The organism is Polaribacter marinus, from assembly GCF_022662535.1.
In the GTDB taxonomy this organism is placed as follows: Bacteria; Bacteroidota; Bacteroidia; order Flavobacteriales; family Flavobacteriaceae; genus Polaribacter; species Polaribacter marinus.
This window is the reverse complement of record NZ_JAKQYM010000006.1, coordinates 141,842-157,452: the sequence shown is the minus strand read 5'-3', so window position 1 is coordinate 157,452 and position 15,611 is coordinate 141,842. Positions and strand designations below refer to the sequence as shown.

Annotated in this window: 19 protein-coding genes; 10 read left to right on the top strand and 9 right to left on the bottom strand. The window is 27.8% G+C overall.

From position 1 onward, the window contains the following. The first annotated feature begins 76 nt into the window (after window positions 1-76). From MC378_RS09810 to MC378_RS09795, 4 genes are read left to right on the top strand one after another with little or no spacing between them, the layout of a single operon-like run. Window positions 77-949, top strand: coding sequence for an alpha/beta hydrolase (locus MC378_RS09810; RefSeq protein ID WP_242178585.1), 873 nt, complete (start codon window positions 77-79; stop codon window positions 947-949). Window positions 950-953: 4 nt separating this feature from the next. Then, window positions 954-1,385, top strand: coding sequence for a dUTP diphosphatase (gene dut / locus MC378_RS09805; RefSeq protein ID WP_242178584.1), 432 nt, complete (start codon window positions 954-956; stop codon window positions 1,383-1,385). A 2-nt stretch (window positions 1,386-1,387) separates the two neighbouring features. Further along, the gene (locus MC378_RS09800) at window positions 1,388-1,753 is read left to right on the top strand and encodes a hypothetical protein (RefSeq protein ID WP_242178583.1); all 366 of its coding nucleotides are present in this window, start codon (window positions 1,388-1,390) and stop codon (window positions 1,751-1,753) included. Between the two features lie 24 nt (window positions 1,754-1,777). Then, entirely contained in the window at window positions 1,778-1,930 is a 153-nt protein-coding gene (locus MC378_RS09795) for a PspC domain-containing protein (RefSeq protein ID WP_242178582.1), read from the top strand. 102 nt (window positions 1,931-2,032) lie between these two features. Here MC378_RS09795 and recA read toward each other — a convergent pair whose 3' ends face one another. After that, a complete protein-coding gene (gene recA / locus MC378_RS09790) occupies window positions 2,033-3,040 on the bottom strand; it encodes a recombinase RecA (protein ID WP_242178581.1) in 1,008 nt (335 codons plus the stop codon). Between the two features lie 105 nt (window positions 3,041-3,145). Between recA and MC378_RS09785 the strand changes: the two genes are divergently transcribed. From MC378_RS09785 to MC378_RS09775, 3 genes are read left to right on the top strand one after another with little or no spacing between them, the layout of a single operon-like run. Continuing rightward, complete coding sequence (locus MC378_RS09785; RefSeq protein WP_242178580.1) at window positions 3,146-3,931, top strand: aldose 1-epimerase; 786 nt, start codon at window positions 3,146-3,148, stop codon at window positions 3,929-3,931. Between the two features lie 16 nt (window positions 3,932-3,947). Next, on the top strand, window positions 3,948-4,745 hold the full coding sequence (locus MC378_RS09780) for an alpha/beta hydrolase (RefSeq protein ID WP_242178579.1): 798 nt from the start codon (window positions 3,948-3,950) through the stop codon (window positions 4,743-4,745). Window position 4,746: 1 nt separating this feature from the next. Continuing rightward, complete coding sequence (locus MC378_RS09775; protein ID WP_274704122.1) at window positions 4,747-5,316, top strand: pseudouridine synthase; 570 nt, start codon at window positions 4,747-4,749, stop codon at window positions 5,314-5,316. A gap of 154 nt (window positions 5,317-5,470) precedes the next feature. Here the strand turns inward: MC378_RS09775 and MC378_RS09770 are convergent, their stop codons facing one another. The 4 genes from MC378_RS09770 to MC378_RS09755 form a co-directional block, all read right to left on the bottom strand. Further along, complete coding sequence (locus MC378_RS09770; RefSeq protein WP_242178578.1) at window positions 5,471-5,911, bottom strand: GNAT family N-acetyltransferase; 441 nt, start codon at window positions 5,909-5,911, stop codon at window positions 5,471-5,473. 41 nt (window positions 5,912-5,952) lie between these two features. After that, entirely contained in the window at window positions 5,953-6,387 is a 435-nt protein-coding gene (gene rpiB, locus MC378_RS09765; protein ID WP_242178577.1) for a ribose 5-phosphate isomerase B, read from the bottom strand. Window positions 6,388-6,989: 602 nt separating this feature from the next. After that, entirely contained in the window at window positions 6,990-7,163 is a 174-nt protein-coding gene (locus tag MC378_RS09760; protein ID WP_242178576.1) for a hypothetical protein, read from the bottom strand. A gap of 108 nt (window positions 7,164-7,271) precedes the next feature. After that, window positions 7,272-8,189, bottom strand: coding sequence for a diacylglycerol/lipid kinase family protein (locus MC378_RS09755; protein WP_242178575.1), 918 nt, complete (start codon window positions 8,187-8,189; stop codon window positions 7,272-7,274). A 110-nt stretch (window positions 8,190-8,299) separates the two neighbouring features. Between MC378_RS09755 and rnr the strand changes: the two genes are divergently transcribed. The 3 genes from rnr (at window position 8,300) to tatA (ending at window position 11,574) form a co-directional block, all read left to right on the top strand. Then, window positions 8,300-10,519, top strand: coding sequence for a ribonuclease R (rnr, locus tag MC378_RS09750; RefSeq protein WP_242178574.1), 2,220 nt, complete (start codon window positions 8,300-8,302; stop codon window positions 10,517-10,519). Between the two features lie 111 nt (window positions 10,520-10,630). Continuing rightward, window positions 10,631-11,320 (top strand): head GIN domain-containing protein, encoded by a 690-nt coding sequence (locus MC378_RS09745; protein ID WP_242178573.1) that lies wholly within the window; start codon window positions 10,631-10,633, stop codon window positions 11,318-11,320. A gap of 56 nt (window positions 11,321-11,376) precedes the next feature. Next, window positions 11,377-11,574, top strand: a complete 198-nt coding sequence (gene tatA / locus MC378_RS09740) for a twin-arginine translocase TatA/TatE family subunit (RefSeq protein ID WP_274704121.1) — start codon at window positions 11,377-11,379, stop codon at window positions 11,572-11,574. A gap of 201 nt (window positions 11,575-11,775) precedes the next feature. Here the strand turns inward: tatA and MC378_RS09735 are convergent, their stop codons facing one another. The 4 genes from MC378_RS09735 to gltX all read right to left on the bottom strand — a co-directional run bounded on the left by MC378_RS09735 (window position 11,776) and on the right by gltX (window position 15,597). Continuing rightward, on the bottom strand, window positions 11,776-12,654 hold the full coding sequence (locus MC378_RS09735) for a LytR/AlgR family response regulator transcription factor (protein WP_242178572.1): 879 nt from the start codon (window positions 12,652-12,654) through the stop codon (window positions 11,776-11,778). Between the two features lie 2 nt (window positions 12,655-12,656). Then, window positions 12,657-12,974: a heavy metal-binding domain-containing protein gene (locus MC378_RS09730; protein ID WP_242178571.1), complete on the bottom strand. Its 318-nt coding sequence runs from the start codon at window positions 12,972-12,974 to the stop codon at window positions 12,657-12,659. A gap of 21 nt (window positions 12,975-12,995) precedes the next feature. Next, window positions 12,996-13,922, bottom strand: a complete 927-nt coding sequence (locus MC378_RS09725) for an SPFH domain-containing protein (protein ID WP_242178570.1) — start codon at window positions 13,920-13,922, stop codon at window positions 12,996-12,998. Between the two features lie 154 nt (window positions 13,923-14,076). Beyond that, window positions 14,077-15,597 carry a glutamate--tRNA ligase gene (gene gltX / locus MC378_RS09720; protein ID WP_242178569.1) on the bottom strand — a complete coding sequence of 507 codons (1,521 nt, stop codon included), beginning with the start codon at window positions 15,595-15,597 and terminating at the stop codon, window positions 14,077-14,079. Between the last annotated feature and the right edge of the window lie 14 nt (window positions 15,598-15,611).

Here is a 15,611-nt window from a genome sequence, read left to right as displayed (position 1 = left end):
ATCAAAAGTAAGAAAACTATTAACTTTTAAGGAATGCTTCTATGATTTATTATATTTGTAATTATTCAATTTTTTTATGAAAAAAAATATCCTCCTTTGTTTCTCTTTACTTTTATTGATCTTTTCCTGCAAAGAAAAAGTTACAGAAAAAAAAGAAGAAATAAAACCGAAAGCAATAGAAAATAAATCTACAAAAGCAACCAATGTTTCTATCTTAAAAAAAGAATTTATTATTGAAGGTTTAAATGATATTTCTCATAAAGTTTGGTTGTATTTACCTCCAAATTATAAAACCTCTTCAGAGAGTTTTCCTGTAATATACATGCATGATGCTCAAAATTTATTTGATGATAAAACTTCCTTTGTTGGTGAGTGGAGTATAGATGAGACTTTAAATAAATTATACAAAGAAACAGGAAAATCTTTTATTGTGGTTGGCGTAGAAAATGGCGGAGAAAAAAGGATTGAAGAATATACACCATGGAAGCACAAAAAATATGGTGGCGGAAAAGGAGATATTTACATCAATTTTTTAATAAACAAATTAAAACCTTATATCGATAAAAACTACAGAACAAAACAAGAAGCAAATCAAACAGCGATTATTGGGAGTTCATTAGGTGGATTAATTTCTTTTTATGGAGGATTGAAACATCCTAATGTTTTTGGTAAAATTGGTGCGCTTTCTACGTCTTTTTGGTTTTCTGATAAGGTAAATGATTTTGCCAAAGAAAATGGAAATCAGAAAAATACCAAACTCTTTTTATTAGTTGGCCAAAAAGAAGGAAATTCTATGGTTCCTGATACCCAAAACATGGAAAAACTATTGTTAGAAACCGGTTTTTCGAAAAAAAATATTCACACAAAAATTGTTGCTGATGGAAAACATTCTGAGTCTTTTTGGAAAGCAGAATTTTTAGAAGTAATAACATTTTTATATAATTTATAAACTTATGAACGTACAAATAATTAACAAATCTAAACATGCAACACCAGCTTACGAAACAGAAGGTGCAGCTGGGATGGATTTAAGAGCAAATATTGATGCAGCAATCACACTTAAACCATTAGAAAGAGCTATCGTAAAAACAGGTTTATTTATAGCTCTACCAGTTGGTTTTGAAGCACAAGTTAGACCAAGAAGTGGTTTGGCTGCTAAAAAAGGAGTTACTGTTTTAAATTCTCCTGGAACTGTAGATGCAGATTATAGAGGAGAAATTGGAGTAATTTTAGTCAACTTATCTAATGACGATTTTATAATAAATGATGGAGAAAGAATTGCGCAACTTATCATTGCAAAACACGAACGTGTAAATTGGCAGGAAGTAACTGTTTTAAATGAAACAGAACGTGGTGCTGGAGGTTTTGGTTCTACAGGTGTATAATTATGGATGAGATAGAACTACAACCCTTAAGAATTACTTCTGGATGGAATATTGAATGGAATCTTTTTTATGAAGCCGATCCTTCTGAAAAAACGATGCATTATTTAGATGCTAGCTCTCTTTTGCACTTGAATAATTATAGCTTAATGAGAGCTATAAATTTAGATTTCAAACCAGAAAATGATGTAAACGGATATTTTAATCTAAGAGTTATTAATTTAACAGAGGTGCTAAACCTTAAAACAAAAAAAATTACTTATGATGGTGATTGGGAAAATTTATATTACGAATTTACATCAAAAAGTAGAATAGAAATTGTAAAAGAAATAGAGAGGTTAGTAAGAGAAACTCCTCCTTTAAAAAGATAAAAAATAATTTAATAAATAAAAAATATGATTTTAGGAGTATGTGAATGGTTAAGTACAAAAACACAATTTTCAACAAAAAATATTAGAATATTATTTGTCTTATTGGTTTTATTGGCTGGTTTTGGTGTTGGTGCATATTTAATTCTTTGGTTAGTAAAAATATTGTCTAACGAGTAACTTAATAAAGGTTTGTTTTCTGATATATTTAAATCATAAAAAAACTGCTGTAGATTGATTACTTCTACAGCAGTTAATAATAATAGTTAGAACTTTTAATACTTAATCTTGGTTTTCAATAGCTTCTTTTATTTTTCCTTCTAACTCTTCTGCTAATTCCGGATTGTCTTTAATCAACCCTTTTACAGCGTCTCTACCCTGACCTAGTTTGGTGTCACCATAACTAAACCAAGAACCACTTTTCTTTACAATTCCTAATTCTACACCAATATCTAAAATCTCTCCAACTTTAGAAATTCCTTGTCCGTACATAATATCAAATTCTGCAATTTGAAATGGTGGAGCTACTTTATTTTTTACAACTTTAACTTTGGTACTGTTTCCAATAACCCTGTCTCCGTCTTTAATTTGTGTTCTTCTTCTAATATCTAAACGCACAGACGCATAGAATTTTAATGCATTACCACCGGTTGTAGTTTCTGGATTACCGAACATTACACCAATTTTTTCACGTAATTGGTTAATAAATATAACGGTACATTTTGTTTTAGAAATAGTCCCTGTTAATTTACGTAATGCTTGAGACATTAAACGAGCATGTAAACCCATTTTAGAATCTCCCATTTCTCCTTCAATTTCACTTTTAGGAGTTAATGCTGCTACAGAATCAATAACCACAATATCAATTGCACCAGAACGAATTAAGTTTTCTGCAATTTCTAAAGCTTGCTCTCCATGATCTGGCTGAGAAATAATTAAGTTATCGATATCTACTCCTAAGTTTTCTGCATAAAATTTATCAAACGCATGTTCGGCATCAATAAAAGCTGCAATTCCACCAGCTTTTTGAGCCTCTGCAATTGCATGTAATGTTAATGTTGTTTTACCAGAAGATTCTGGTCCATAAATTTCTATAACTCTTCCTCTTGGATAACCACCAACGCCTAAAGCTAAATCTAATCCTAAAGAACCAGAAGAAATTGAGTCTATATCTTCAGTAACTACATCACCTAATTTCATTACAGCCCCTTTTCCGTAAGTTTTATCTAATTTATCTAAAGTAAGTTGTAACGCTTTTAGTTTTGCTGTTTTTTCTTTATCTGCTGCCATAAATCTTGCTATTTTTATTTTTAAATAAGTGCCACAAGTTACAAAAATATAAATCTTTTTTCCTAAAAAATAAACTACATTTTTATCCTATTTTTACCAAAAAAAATGAAAGTTTTTTTAAAGAATACAAATAGCGAAGTTATAATTGATAAAGGGGAGTTAATTAATTTTAAAATAGACAACCAAGAATACATTCATCAAAAAGAAAATAAAGGGTGGAGAAAAGCTGATGATGAAATGTTTCCTATAATTGGACCCACTTCAAAAAATAATTATAGAGTACATACCAAAAAAGGTGATGCTATTTTAGATCAACATGGTTTGTTACGCGAGTTAGCATATTCTTTAGTTTCTTCGGATGAAAACTCGGCTAAATTTATAAAAATATATAAAAAAAATACAGTTGTTAACAATAGTAAGTTCCCTGAAAAATCTACAGAAGAAAACCTTTCTTGGCCTTTCGATTTTTCGTTTGAAAAGAATTATACCTTAGAAAATAATGTTTTAAACATAGAATTTATCATCAACTCTGATGAAGAAATGCCTTTTATGTTGGGGTATCATCCGGCTTTTTTATTGTCTAATACTGGTAACGAAACATTAATTTCTAATGATACAGAAATTACTTTAGCCGATGTTTATAAAGCAGGTGCAAATGCTTATCCTGTTTTAAATTCTGATAAAATTATTTTAAAAAATATTAATAGAAACGATTTAGAAATTACTACAAAAGGTTTTCATAATTTTATGTTGTGGACAGAAGTAGATAACATGCTTTGCATAGAACCAATTACACAATACACGTCTTATACAGATCAAAGATTCTCTGAAGAAAACATGAGTTTATCTGAAGGAAAAAACACTTTTTTAGTAACAATTAAAATATTATAAATAAACTTTAAATAAAATGATAAAATATACCTTAATTCTTAGTGTAGTCATCCTTTTTTCTTGTAAAAATAAACCTACAAATCAAACCAATATTGTTTCAGAAAGTAAGAATACACTAAAAGAAACAGATCAAAATTTAGAAAAAGAAACCATTACATTTCCTTCTAAAGATCGTTTACCAATTACTGCAGATATTTATAAAATTAAAGAAGCACCTATTACTGTTTTATTATGCCATCAAGCGGGTTATAGTAGAGGAGAATATAAAGATACTGCTCTAGAATTCAATAAATTAGAATATACTGTAATGGCAATAGATCAACGTTCTGGTAAAACAGTTAATAATATAAATAATCAAACAGCAATAGCTGCTCGCTCAAAAGGTTTGGGCGATACGTATTTAGACGCAAAACAAGACATTGAAGCTGCTATAGATTATATATACAATCAAAATGGAGGCAAACAAATTTTGTTAGTTGGTAGTTCTTATTCGGCTTCTTTAGCGCTTTTAATAGGAAATAATAATTCTAAAATTAAAGCAGTGGCAGCCTTTAGTCCTGGTGAATATTTTAAAGATATCGATATCAACAAAGCAATAAGTACCTATAAAAAACCTGTTTTTGTAACATCTTCTAAAAGCGAAAGTGCAGGCGTAACTACTTTAGTAAATAGTATAAACCCTGGTTATGTAACGCATTTTATACCAGAAGTAAAAGGGATACACGGTTCTAGAGCACTGTGGAAAACGACAGAAGGTAATGAAACCTATTGGACTGCTTTTGGTGGTTTTTTATCTTCCTTAAAAGTATTATAAATTGGAAAAAAAACACCGTCATTTTATCATTCACAAGCCTTGGGGAATGATTTCTCAGTTTATAAATCCCGCTAAACGGAAGAAAAAATTATTAGGTGAATTGTATGATTTTCCGGAAGGAACCATGGCAATTGGGCGTTTAGATGTTCCTTCTGAAGGATTGCTTTTATTAACAACCGATGGCAAAGTTTCAGAAGAAATAAGAAGTAGTAAATATGAAAAAGAATACTACGTACAAGTTGATGGAATTATCACCGAAAAAGAAATTGAACAATTAAAAAAAGGAGTAGAAATTGGTTTTAATGGTAAAAAATACATGACTAAACCGGGGAAAGCTTTTATAATTGATGATCCTAAATTTCCGTTAAGAAGTCAGAAAATTAGAGATGAAAGACATGGCCCTACTAGTTGGATTTCTATTATCATTAGAGAAGGAAAATTTAGACAAGTTAGAAAAATGACGGCTGCTGTAGGTTTTCCAACTTTACGTTTAATTCGTGTTAGAATTGGTGAAATAAATTTAGGAGAACTTAAAGTTAGTGAAGTGAAAGAAATGACATCTTTAATGTGACAAATATCACATTAAAAAAGTTTTTATCTTAGTAATTTTGTAACATGAATAATTCTAATACCACATTATATATTGTAGCAGTAGTAATCATTTTACACTTTCTTGTAGGGTTTGGTTATTTAATTTATAAGATGACTAAAAAAGGTGATAAAGATTAATTTCTATCCATTTTAATATGCGGAATTCCATCTTCTAAATACTCCTCGCCTATTTGAATAAAGTTATGGGATTTATAAAATTTCTTTAAATATTTTTGAGCAGAAATGGTAATTTCATCAACTTTAAAATGATTTTTTATCGCTTTTATAGAAGCTTTTATTAAATCGTGTCCATAACCGTATTTGCGTTCTGTTGCAGCTACAACAACTCTACCAATACTTGCATTATCAAAATAATCTCCAGGTTTAAAAATTCTTGTGTATGCTACAATTTTATCATTTTTAAAACCAAAAACATGTAAAGATTTTTGATCTTTAAAATCTATATCTTGATATACACAATCTTGTTCTACTACAAAAACTTCAGAGCGTAATTGTAATATTTCATACAATTCTGATAGGTTTAATTCAGAAAATGATTTTACTGTAAATTCCATAAAAAAATATAATAATTTTTTAAGAAAGTTCTTTTATAAATTTATTTAGCACAAGAAATTTTTTCAACTCTATTTGCATGACGTCCGCCTTCAAATTCTGTATTTAAAAAAATATCTACAAAACCAAGAGCTTGTTGTAAAGACACAAAACGAGCAGGAATTGCTAATATATTTGCATTATTATGTTGTCTTGTTAAAGTAACCAATTCGTTATTCCAACACAATGCAGCTCTAATACCTTGATGTTTATTAGCAGTCATTTGTGCGCCATTTCCAGAACCACAAAGAATAATACCCATTGCTGCTTTACCACTTTCTACTGCATCTGCAGTTGGATGTATTGCATCTGGATAATCCATAGAATTATTTGTATCTGTTCCAAAATTTAAAACTTTATATCCTTTTTCTTCTAAATGTTTTATAATTTCGAATTTGTATGCTGTACCTGCATGATCATTACCAATTGCAATTGTCATAATAGATTGATTTTAATTTAGTTGTATGCTACAAAAATATAGAAATTAACGGTTATCAACAGTTATAAACAACTTAATTTTTACCTTTTTTAATAACAGTTTAATTTTTAACTCTTTACCTAGTTTATGTTAATGTTAAGAAGTATCGGTAAAGTTTTACAACTTTTTTTGGTGATTTAAAAAATTATTACAATACAATACAGTCTATCATATATGCAACTTTTTTTATGAGTTTTTGATAAAAGTTTATCAACATAAAATTTACAATTTATTTACATAGATTGGTTTGTTAACTATTAAGATTTTTTAGTGAATTACTTTTTATAACTATTGTTAATAACTACATTTTTTAGTTGATTTTTAAGCTTTTATATATCTTATAAAATGTAGATGTTTTTTAATAACTCATATATTAAAATAAAAAGATAAAAATTTATAGTAGCTATTCACATACTATTATAAACATCATAGTTTTTTAAAAATTTATAAAAGAAAAATAATTATAATATAGAATGTTGATAACTGTTAGTAAAGTGAAATTTAATTTTAAAAATTTGAAAGAAAAAAGGAATTGAGAAAATTAATAAGGAAGTTTAAATCAACTAAACTGTTTTTTTCTCAGCTTTTAAAAGGTATAAAGTATCTTTTTGAATATCTACTGTTTTTTCTGTTGTATCAATTCTATTTAAAGAAGAATTTACACTTATTACAGTAATAATAATCCCTGTAATAAATATAAAAGCAAATAAAATAAAAACTTTACGTAGATTTTTCATCTTAATAATTAGGTATTCTTATTATAAAGACGCATTATTTTAGTAAATGTTACATAAAAATTGTGATTTCTTTAACTTTTTATTTTAAATAAATCTCAAAATCTATTTTTAGTAAGTAGAATGAATAACAAAATTTATAGCTTTTTCTATAATTTTTACATTTATTTTTCCAGTTCCAATTAATTCACCATCAGCTTGAATAAAAGGTTTAGTAATTTGTGGAATTACCGTAATTTCTTTGGTTTTAAAGGTTTCTATTTTTTTATGATGTACAATTTCACCAGAATATAATTTTTTAATATTGATGATTAAATCGAAAATAGTCAAGTTTTTAGCAATCGTAATATCTAAGAATCCATCTGTTGTATTTACACTCTTGGTAAATTGCATGCCGCCACCAGAAAATTTACAAATTCCAAAAATGGTCATTAAACAGTTAGTTTCTATTATTTTATCATCAAAAATAATTTTAAAAACTGACTTTTTATAAAATAATAAACCGGCCAATCCACTTAATAAATAAGCAATAGATCCAAAACGTTTTAAAGTTTTTAGTTTATAAACAATGTATCCATCATAACCTAAACCCGCTACATTGTTAAAATAAGAAATGTTTTTATCGCTTGTTTCTAAAACCCCAATATCTTGTTGTATTGTTTTCTTTTTAGAAATAATTTCTATCGCTTTTTCTATGTTATTAGGGATGTTGTAAGTTTTAATCCAATCGTTTCCAGTACCTAGAGGAATGACTGCAATAGTTATATCAGAAGTTTTTGCATATCTTTGCAGCATTATTCCGTTAACTACGTTATGTAGTGTTCCATCTCCACCAATCGAAATAATATTTCTAAAACCTTGTTGAATAGCGTTTTGTACCAATTCAATTTCGTGTTTAGAAAACTGTGTAAAAACAAAAGAATAGTCTATATTCTTGTTGTTAAGTAATTGTTTAATTTCCTTCCACTGTTTAGAAAATTTCCGATTTCCAGCAATAGGATTTGCAATTATAAACCAAGATTTAGACATAAATAATAATTAAAAATATCTAAAGTACAATAATAGTTTCATAACTGTTTTTTAATATAGAATTATTGTAAAAAGTTGTATTTTAGTAATAAATAAAGAAGTAAGAATTAATGACAAAAAAGAATAAAAAAATATTTAAAAAGAAAGGTAATGTTGTAAAAGACTTAACTAAAAATATTTTTAAAATTTTAAATGAAGACAGTGAAAAGTTTTATAACTATAAACAAATTGCTGCAAAATTAAAAATTTCTGATACAGACGGAAAAACCCAAATTGTAAAGAAATTAGCAGAATTAACTGCTACTAAAAAAATTAAAGAAGTAGAAAGAGGTAAGTTTCAAATTAATGCTGATAGAAAATATTCTATTGGTACTTTAGATATCACATCAAATGGAAATGGTTATTTTATAACTGACGATTATGAAGATGATATCTTTATACCAAATATAAATCTTGGAAAAGGTTTACATAACGATACTGTAAAAGCGTATGTGTATAAAAAACGAAGTGGAAAAAAATTAGAAGCAGACGTTGTAGAAATATTAGAACGCTCTAAAACTGAATTTGTGGGTGTTTTACAAAAAAATAAAAATTTTGGTTTTGTAATTTGTGATAATAATAAAATGTATGCAGACATTTTTATTTCTCAAAATAAAATGAATGGTGCTGAAGATGGGGATAAAGTACAAGCAAAAATTACTGACTGGCCACAAAATTCTAAAAATCCGTTTGGAAAAATTACCACAGTTCTTGGTAAACCAGGAGATCATAATACAGAAATGCATTCTATTTTATTAGAATATGATTTACCGTATGAATTTGAACCAGAAGTAGAAAAAGAAGCAGAAAATTTACCAATAGAAATTACAGAAAAAGAAATTTCTAAACGTAGAGATATGCGTAAAGACTTAACTTTTACCATAGATCCAAAAGATGCAAAAGATTTTGATGATGCTTTATCTTTTACAAAATTAGAAAATGGAAATTATGAAATAGGAATTCATATTGCCGACGTTTCGCATTATTTACAACCAAAAACGATTTTAGATGATGAAGCATACAAACGTGCAACTTCTGTGTATTTAGTAGATAGAGTAGTACCTATGTTACCAGAAATGCTTTCAAATGGAGTTTGTTCTTTAAGACCAAATGAAGAAAAATTAACTTTTTCTGCTGTTTTTGAAATCAATGAAAAAGCCCAAATAGTAGGCGAGTGGTTTGGTAGAACAGTAACGTATTCCGACCAACGTTTTGCTTATGAAGAAGCACAATCTATCATTGAAAACTGTAAACTATCTGACGATATTCAGCCATATACAATGCAAGAAGATATTTCTATCATTGATACAGCATATACTGTAACTCCAGAAATTGTAGAAGCTACTTTAAAATTAGATGAATTAGCTAAAATTCTTCGTAAAAAAAGAATGAAAGCTGGTGCCATTTCTTTTGATAGAGTTGAGGTAAAGTTTAATTTAGATGAAGAAGCAAACCCAGTAGGAGTTTTCTTTAAAGAATCTAAAGATGCTAATAAATTAATTGAAGAATTTATGTTATTAGCAAATAGAAAAGTGGCAGAGTTTGTTGGTTTTTCTAAAGGAAAAGCAACGAATAAAACATTTATTTACAGAGTACATGATGAACCCGATGTAGAAAAATTAGCATCTTTACAAACGATGGTTCGTAAATTTGGTTATAAAATTAATACTGATACAAAAGAGAGTACATCAGATTCTTTAAATAAATTATTAAGTGATGTGCATGGTAAAGCAGAGTCTAATATGATTGAGACTTTAACCATAAGAACCATGTCTAAAGCGGTGTATACAACTCAAAATATTGGTCACTATGGTTTAGCTTTTGATTATTATAGTCATTTTACGTCACCTATTAGACGTTATCCAGATGTTATGACACATAGATTACTACAACATTATTTAGATGGAGGAGAAAGCCCAAAAGCAGCTTTATATGAAGAAAAATGTAAACATTCATCAAATAGAGAAGAGCTAGCTTCTAAAGCAGAACGTTCATCAATAAAATACATGCAAGTAAAATACATGCAAGATCATAAAGATGAAATTTTTGAAGGTGTAATTACAGGTGTAACAGAATGGGGAATTTATGTAGAAATTACTTCTAATAAATGTGAAGGAATGGTAAGAATTAGAGATATAAAAAGTGATTATTATATTTTTGATGAAAAACAATATGCTATTGTTGGTCAATCTACAAAACATTTATACCAACTTGGTGATGATGTAAAAGTACAAGTTAAAAAAACAGATTTAGAACGAAAACATTTAGATTTTAATTTAATAGAAGAGTAATTTTCTAGTTTTTTAGAATAAAAATTAACAATTTTACCAATATAAAAACGTTATAATATTTTTATATTGGTATACTTATTGATTTAATTATAATAGTCAAAATTTAAAATAATGAAAAAAAGAATTTATATATGTACACTACTGTTTAGCTTTTCATTAGTTGCACAATCTACAATAACTAAAAATTTAGGAGATTACTCGAACTTAAAAGTTTACAACGGAATAGAAGTAGAGTTAATAAAATCTGATGAACAAAAATTAGAAATTACTGGCGAAAAATCTAAAAAAGTAAAAATTAAAAATGTAAATAATACACTTAAATTATCTTTACCTTTCTCTTTAAAACCAGAAAATAATTCTGCAGATGGTAAAATATTAATAAAATTATTTTATAATAAAAATATTAATAAAATTGATGTAAATGAAGGAGCTACGCTTACTAGTAAAGATCTTAATCAAGATAAAATAGAAGTAAACGCTCAAGAAAGAGCTTTTATTAATTTAACCTTAAAAGTTAAATATTTAAAAGTTAGAACTTCTTCTGGTGGTATTGTAAAACTTTCTGGATCTGCAGCTAATCAAGAAGTAGATTTAGATTTGTATGGTATATATCATGGTTTTGGTTTAAAAGTAGCAGGAAATTCTAATGTGAAAGCAGGAACAGGGGCAAAAGCAGAAATTTTAGCTGGTGAAACTTTAAATGCTAAAGTTAGTTTTGGAGGATCTATTTTCTATAAAGGAAACCCAGAAGTGATAAAAGATAAAAAAGTTATTGGTGGTATTATCCAAAAAAGAAATTAACAACTGTTAGTGTAATATGCTTTTTTGTATCTTTGTAACATTAAAATAAAGAACTTATGAATACTTTAAATATTTTTTTATTAGGAATGCCTAGTGGTGGTTCTTGGATTATTATTGCTATTGCTATTTTATTAATGTTTGGCGGTAAAAAAATACCAGAACTTATGAAAGGTTTAGGTGGAGGAATTAAAGAATTTAAAAAAGCCACAAAAGAAGAAACTGAAAACGAAGAAAAGTTAGAAGAAAAAAAATAAGAAACTAGATCTTATAAGAAACAGAAAAGCTCAATTTGTAATTTTACAAACTGAGCTTTCTTTTTTCTAAATTAAAAAAATCCCCCAATTATTTTAATTTATTCGAATAGACTACAAATATAAACTACCTAAATTTAAAATAAAACTATTTGTTATAAATAGGAAGATTTTTATTAATTTTGGGATGAAAGGGAAGGGTGTTTAGTTTACTAAACTCATTAAAGATTGTTTACTAAAACTTCTAGAAACGGGAATTTCAAAAGGAATATAATCTGATTTTAATAAATAACCTCTTGCATTTCCACTTACATCTTTAATATATTTAGAATTTATAATATATGATTTATGACAGCGAATTATATTAGAAAAACCTTTTAATTCATTCTCTATTTTGGTTAAAGTTACTCTTAAAATTTTTTCTTTTAGAATAGTATTCTCATTTCTTATAAAAAAACTCACATAATTTCCTTGTGAAGTAATATAAACCAAATCAGAAATTTTAAAACTTAGTTGTTCTTTCTTATTATCAGAATATACAGTTACTTCTTCATTTATTTTTACTTCTCTCTTTAATAACTTTTCTTTGTTGTGTTTATTAATTTCTTCTGCTAGTTTTTCTCTTTTTTCTCTAATATATTTTTCGTTTACTACAACAAAGAAGATAATAGGAATAGTAGCTACTAAATAAGTATATATTAAGAATTGTAATAAACTTAAATTTTCAAGGTTAAAATCTTTATTATAATAACTACTTATCAACCATAAAATAATTCCATTTATAAGAATACCAACTGTAATAAAAATAAAATTTTTTCCAATTGTCCAATTCCCTTCATTAAAGTAATCTTTAAAAATTAATGGAGGAACATACAACATAAAAAACACCCCAAAAAAGGTAACAAACCCAATTCCTGCGGTGTATTTTAAAACTAAGTCACCTAAAGTAACTAAATAAAAAGGCTTAAAAAAAAACAGAAAAAGAAATACAAATACACTAATAATCAAGCTAACTCTAAACTTAAATTTTAGGGAAGGATTGAAATAATATGGTATAGAAAACCAAGAAGTAATCGATTTCATTTTTATAGTTTTACAGCTGTCCCAGAAGCTGTTACCATTAACATTCCTCCTTTAGGACCCACAGTTTCATAATCTAAATCTATACCAACGATTGCATCCGCTCCTAAAGATTGAGCAATATCTTGCATTTCTTTTAAAGAGGAATCTTTAGCTTCACGTAATACTTTTTCGTAAGAACCTGATCTACCACCAACAATATCTCTAATTCCAGCGAAGAAATCTTTAAAAATGTTTGCTCCAATAATGGTTTCACCAGTTACAATTCCTAAGTATTCTGTTACAGGTTTGTTTTCTATTCTAGGTGTTGTTGTAATAATCATATTCTTTTTTTTTACACTCTATTATTCTTTTAATTTCTTTGGTTTTGCATTTTTCATTGCTTCACCAATTTGGTTACTTGCTGTAAAACTAGCTACCATATCGTTTAACATTTGACTACCTGCTTGGGGTGAATTTGGTAATAAAATTAAATTACTATTGGTTTCGCTACCAATTGATTGTAATGTGTCATAATGTTGCGTAACAACAATTAATGCCGAAGCTTCTTGACTGTTAATTCCAACTCTATTTAATACATCTACAGATTCTTCTAAACCTCGTGCAATTTCTCTTCTTTGATCTGCAATACCTTGTCCTTGTAAACGCTTACTTTCTGCTTCTGCTTTTGCTTTTTCAACAATTAATATACGTTGTGCATCACCTTCATATTGTGCTGCTGTTTTTTCTCTATCTGCAGCGTTAATTCTGTTCATTGCTATTTTTACCTGTGCATCTGGATCAATATCTGTAACTAAGGTTCTTATAATATCAAAACCGTAATCCATCATTGCATCATTTAACTCAGCTTTTACAGCTAATGCAATATCATCTTTTTTCACAAAAACATCATCTAGTTTCATTTTAGGTACTTCTGCTCTTACCACATCAAAAACATAAGAAGTTATTTGATCATGAGGATAATCTAGTTTATAAAAAGCATCATAAACCTTATCTTTGATTACTTTGTATTGAACAGAAACTTTTAGTTTTACAAAAACATCATCTAAGGTTTTTGTTTCTATAATTACATCTAATTGTTGAATTTTTAAACTTAATTTTCCTGAAACTTTATCTACAAAAGGAATTTTTAAATGAAGCCCAGATTGTCTAATGCTGTGAAATTTTCCAAAGCGTTCTATAATAGCTGCAGTTTGTTGCTTTACCATAAAAAAGGCAGCAAAAATAATAAGTGCTCCTAGCACAATAATAATTGGTAAAATAGGTGGCATAGTAGTTTTTTTTAAAAGTGAATAATTGATTTCTTGTAAAGATACTGAATTTCAGTATTTAATAATTAGACGGTATAAATTAAAAAAGTTACAGTTATAAAACAAAAAACCTCTCAAAAATATTTGAGAGGTTTTAATTTATTTTAATGAATGATTACAATTTTTCAATCGCGTTTTCTAATCTTTTTATTGTTTCTTTTTTGCCAATCATTGCAATGATATCAAACAAATGAGGCCCTTTTAAAGCTCCAACCAAACTTAATCTTAAGGGTTGCATTACTTTACCAAAACCAATTTCTTTAGCGGTAATCCATTCTTTAATCTCTTTTTCTGTATTTTCTGATGAAAAGTCTTCAACAGAAGAAATTACAGTTATTAATTCTTTCATTAATTCTGATGTTCCTTCCTTCCAGTTTTTCTTAGAAGCTTTTGCATCATATTCTGTTGGTGTTTCAAAAAAGAAACTAGATAAATCCCAAAAATCATTTACAAAAACAGCTCTTTCTTTTATTGATGCAACTACTTTTAAAACATACTCCTTGTCTTTTGTAATTCCTTTTTCAGCTAAAATAGGCAAGTATAACTCAGTCAATGCTGCATCATCTTTCGTTTGCATGTATTGTTGATTGAACCAACTTGCTTTTTCTGGACTAAATTTTGCTCCAGATTTACTTACACGTTTTAAATCGAAAGATTGTACTAATTCTTCTAATGAAAAAATTTCTTGTTCTGTTCCAGGATTCCATCCTAAAAAAGCTAACATGTTTATAAAAGCATCAGAAAAATAACCATCTTCTTTATAACCACGTGAAACATCACTAGAAACTTCATTTGTATACTCTAAAGGAAATACAGGGAAACCTAATTTATCACCATCACGTTTGCTTAACTTTCCTTTTCCAACAGGTTTTAAAATTAAGGGTAAATGAGCAAATTTTGGAGCATCCCAACCAAAAGCTTTGTATAATAAAATATGTAATGCCATTGATGGTAACCATTCTTCACCACGAATTACATGCGATATTTCCATTAAATGATCATCAACAATATTTGCTAAATGATAGGTTGGCATTCCATCACTTTTAAATAAAATTTTATCGTCTAATGTATTGGTTTCAATTTTAATATTTCCTCTAATTTCATCTTGCATTAACAAAGTTTCATCTTGTGGACTTTTAAAACGGATTACATAATTTTCTCCTGCATTTAGTTTTTCTTTTACTTCTTCATCCGTTAAAACTAAAGAATTTACTAAGCGTCCTTTTGCTCTATTATGCCAGTTATAAATAAAGGTTTTTCCTTCTGCTTCATGCCCTTTTCTTTCTGCATCTAAAGCTTCTGAAGTATCAAAAGCGTAATAAGCCCAACCAGAATTTATTAATTCATTTGCATATTGTTTGTATATTTCTTTACGTTCTGATTGTCTGTAAGGACCAAATTTTTCATTTTTTCCTGGGCCTTCATCAAAAGGAATATTACACCAATCTAAAGCATCAATAATATATTGTTCAGCATTTGCAACATAACGTGTTTGATCTGTATCTTCTATACGAAGAATAAAAGTTCCGTTGTGTTTTTTAGCAAATAAATAATTGTATAAAGCGGTTCTTACACCACCAATATGTAAAGGTCCTGTAGGACTTGGTGCAAAACGAACACGAACATTAGATTCCATTTTTTTTTATTTTG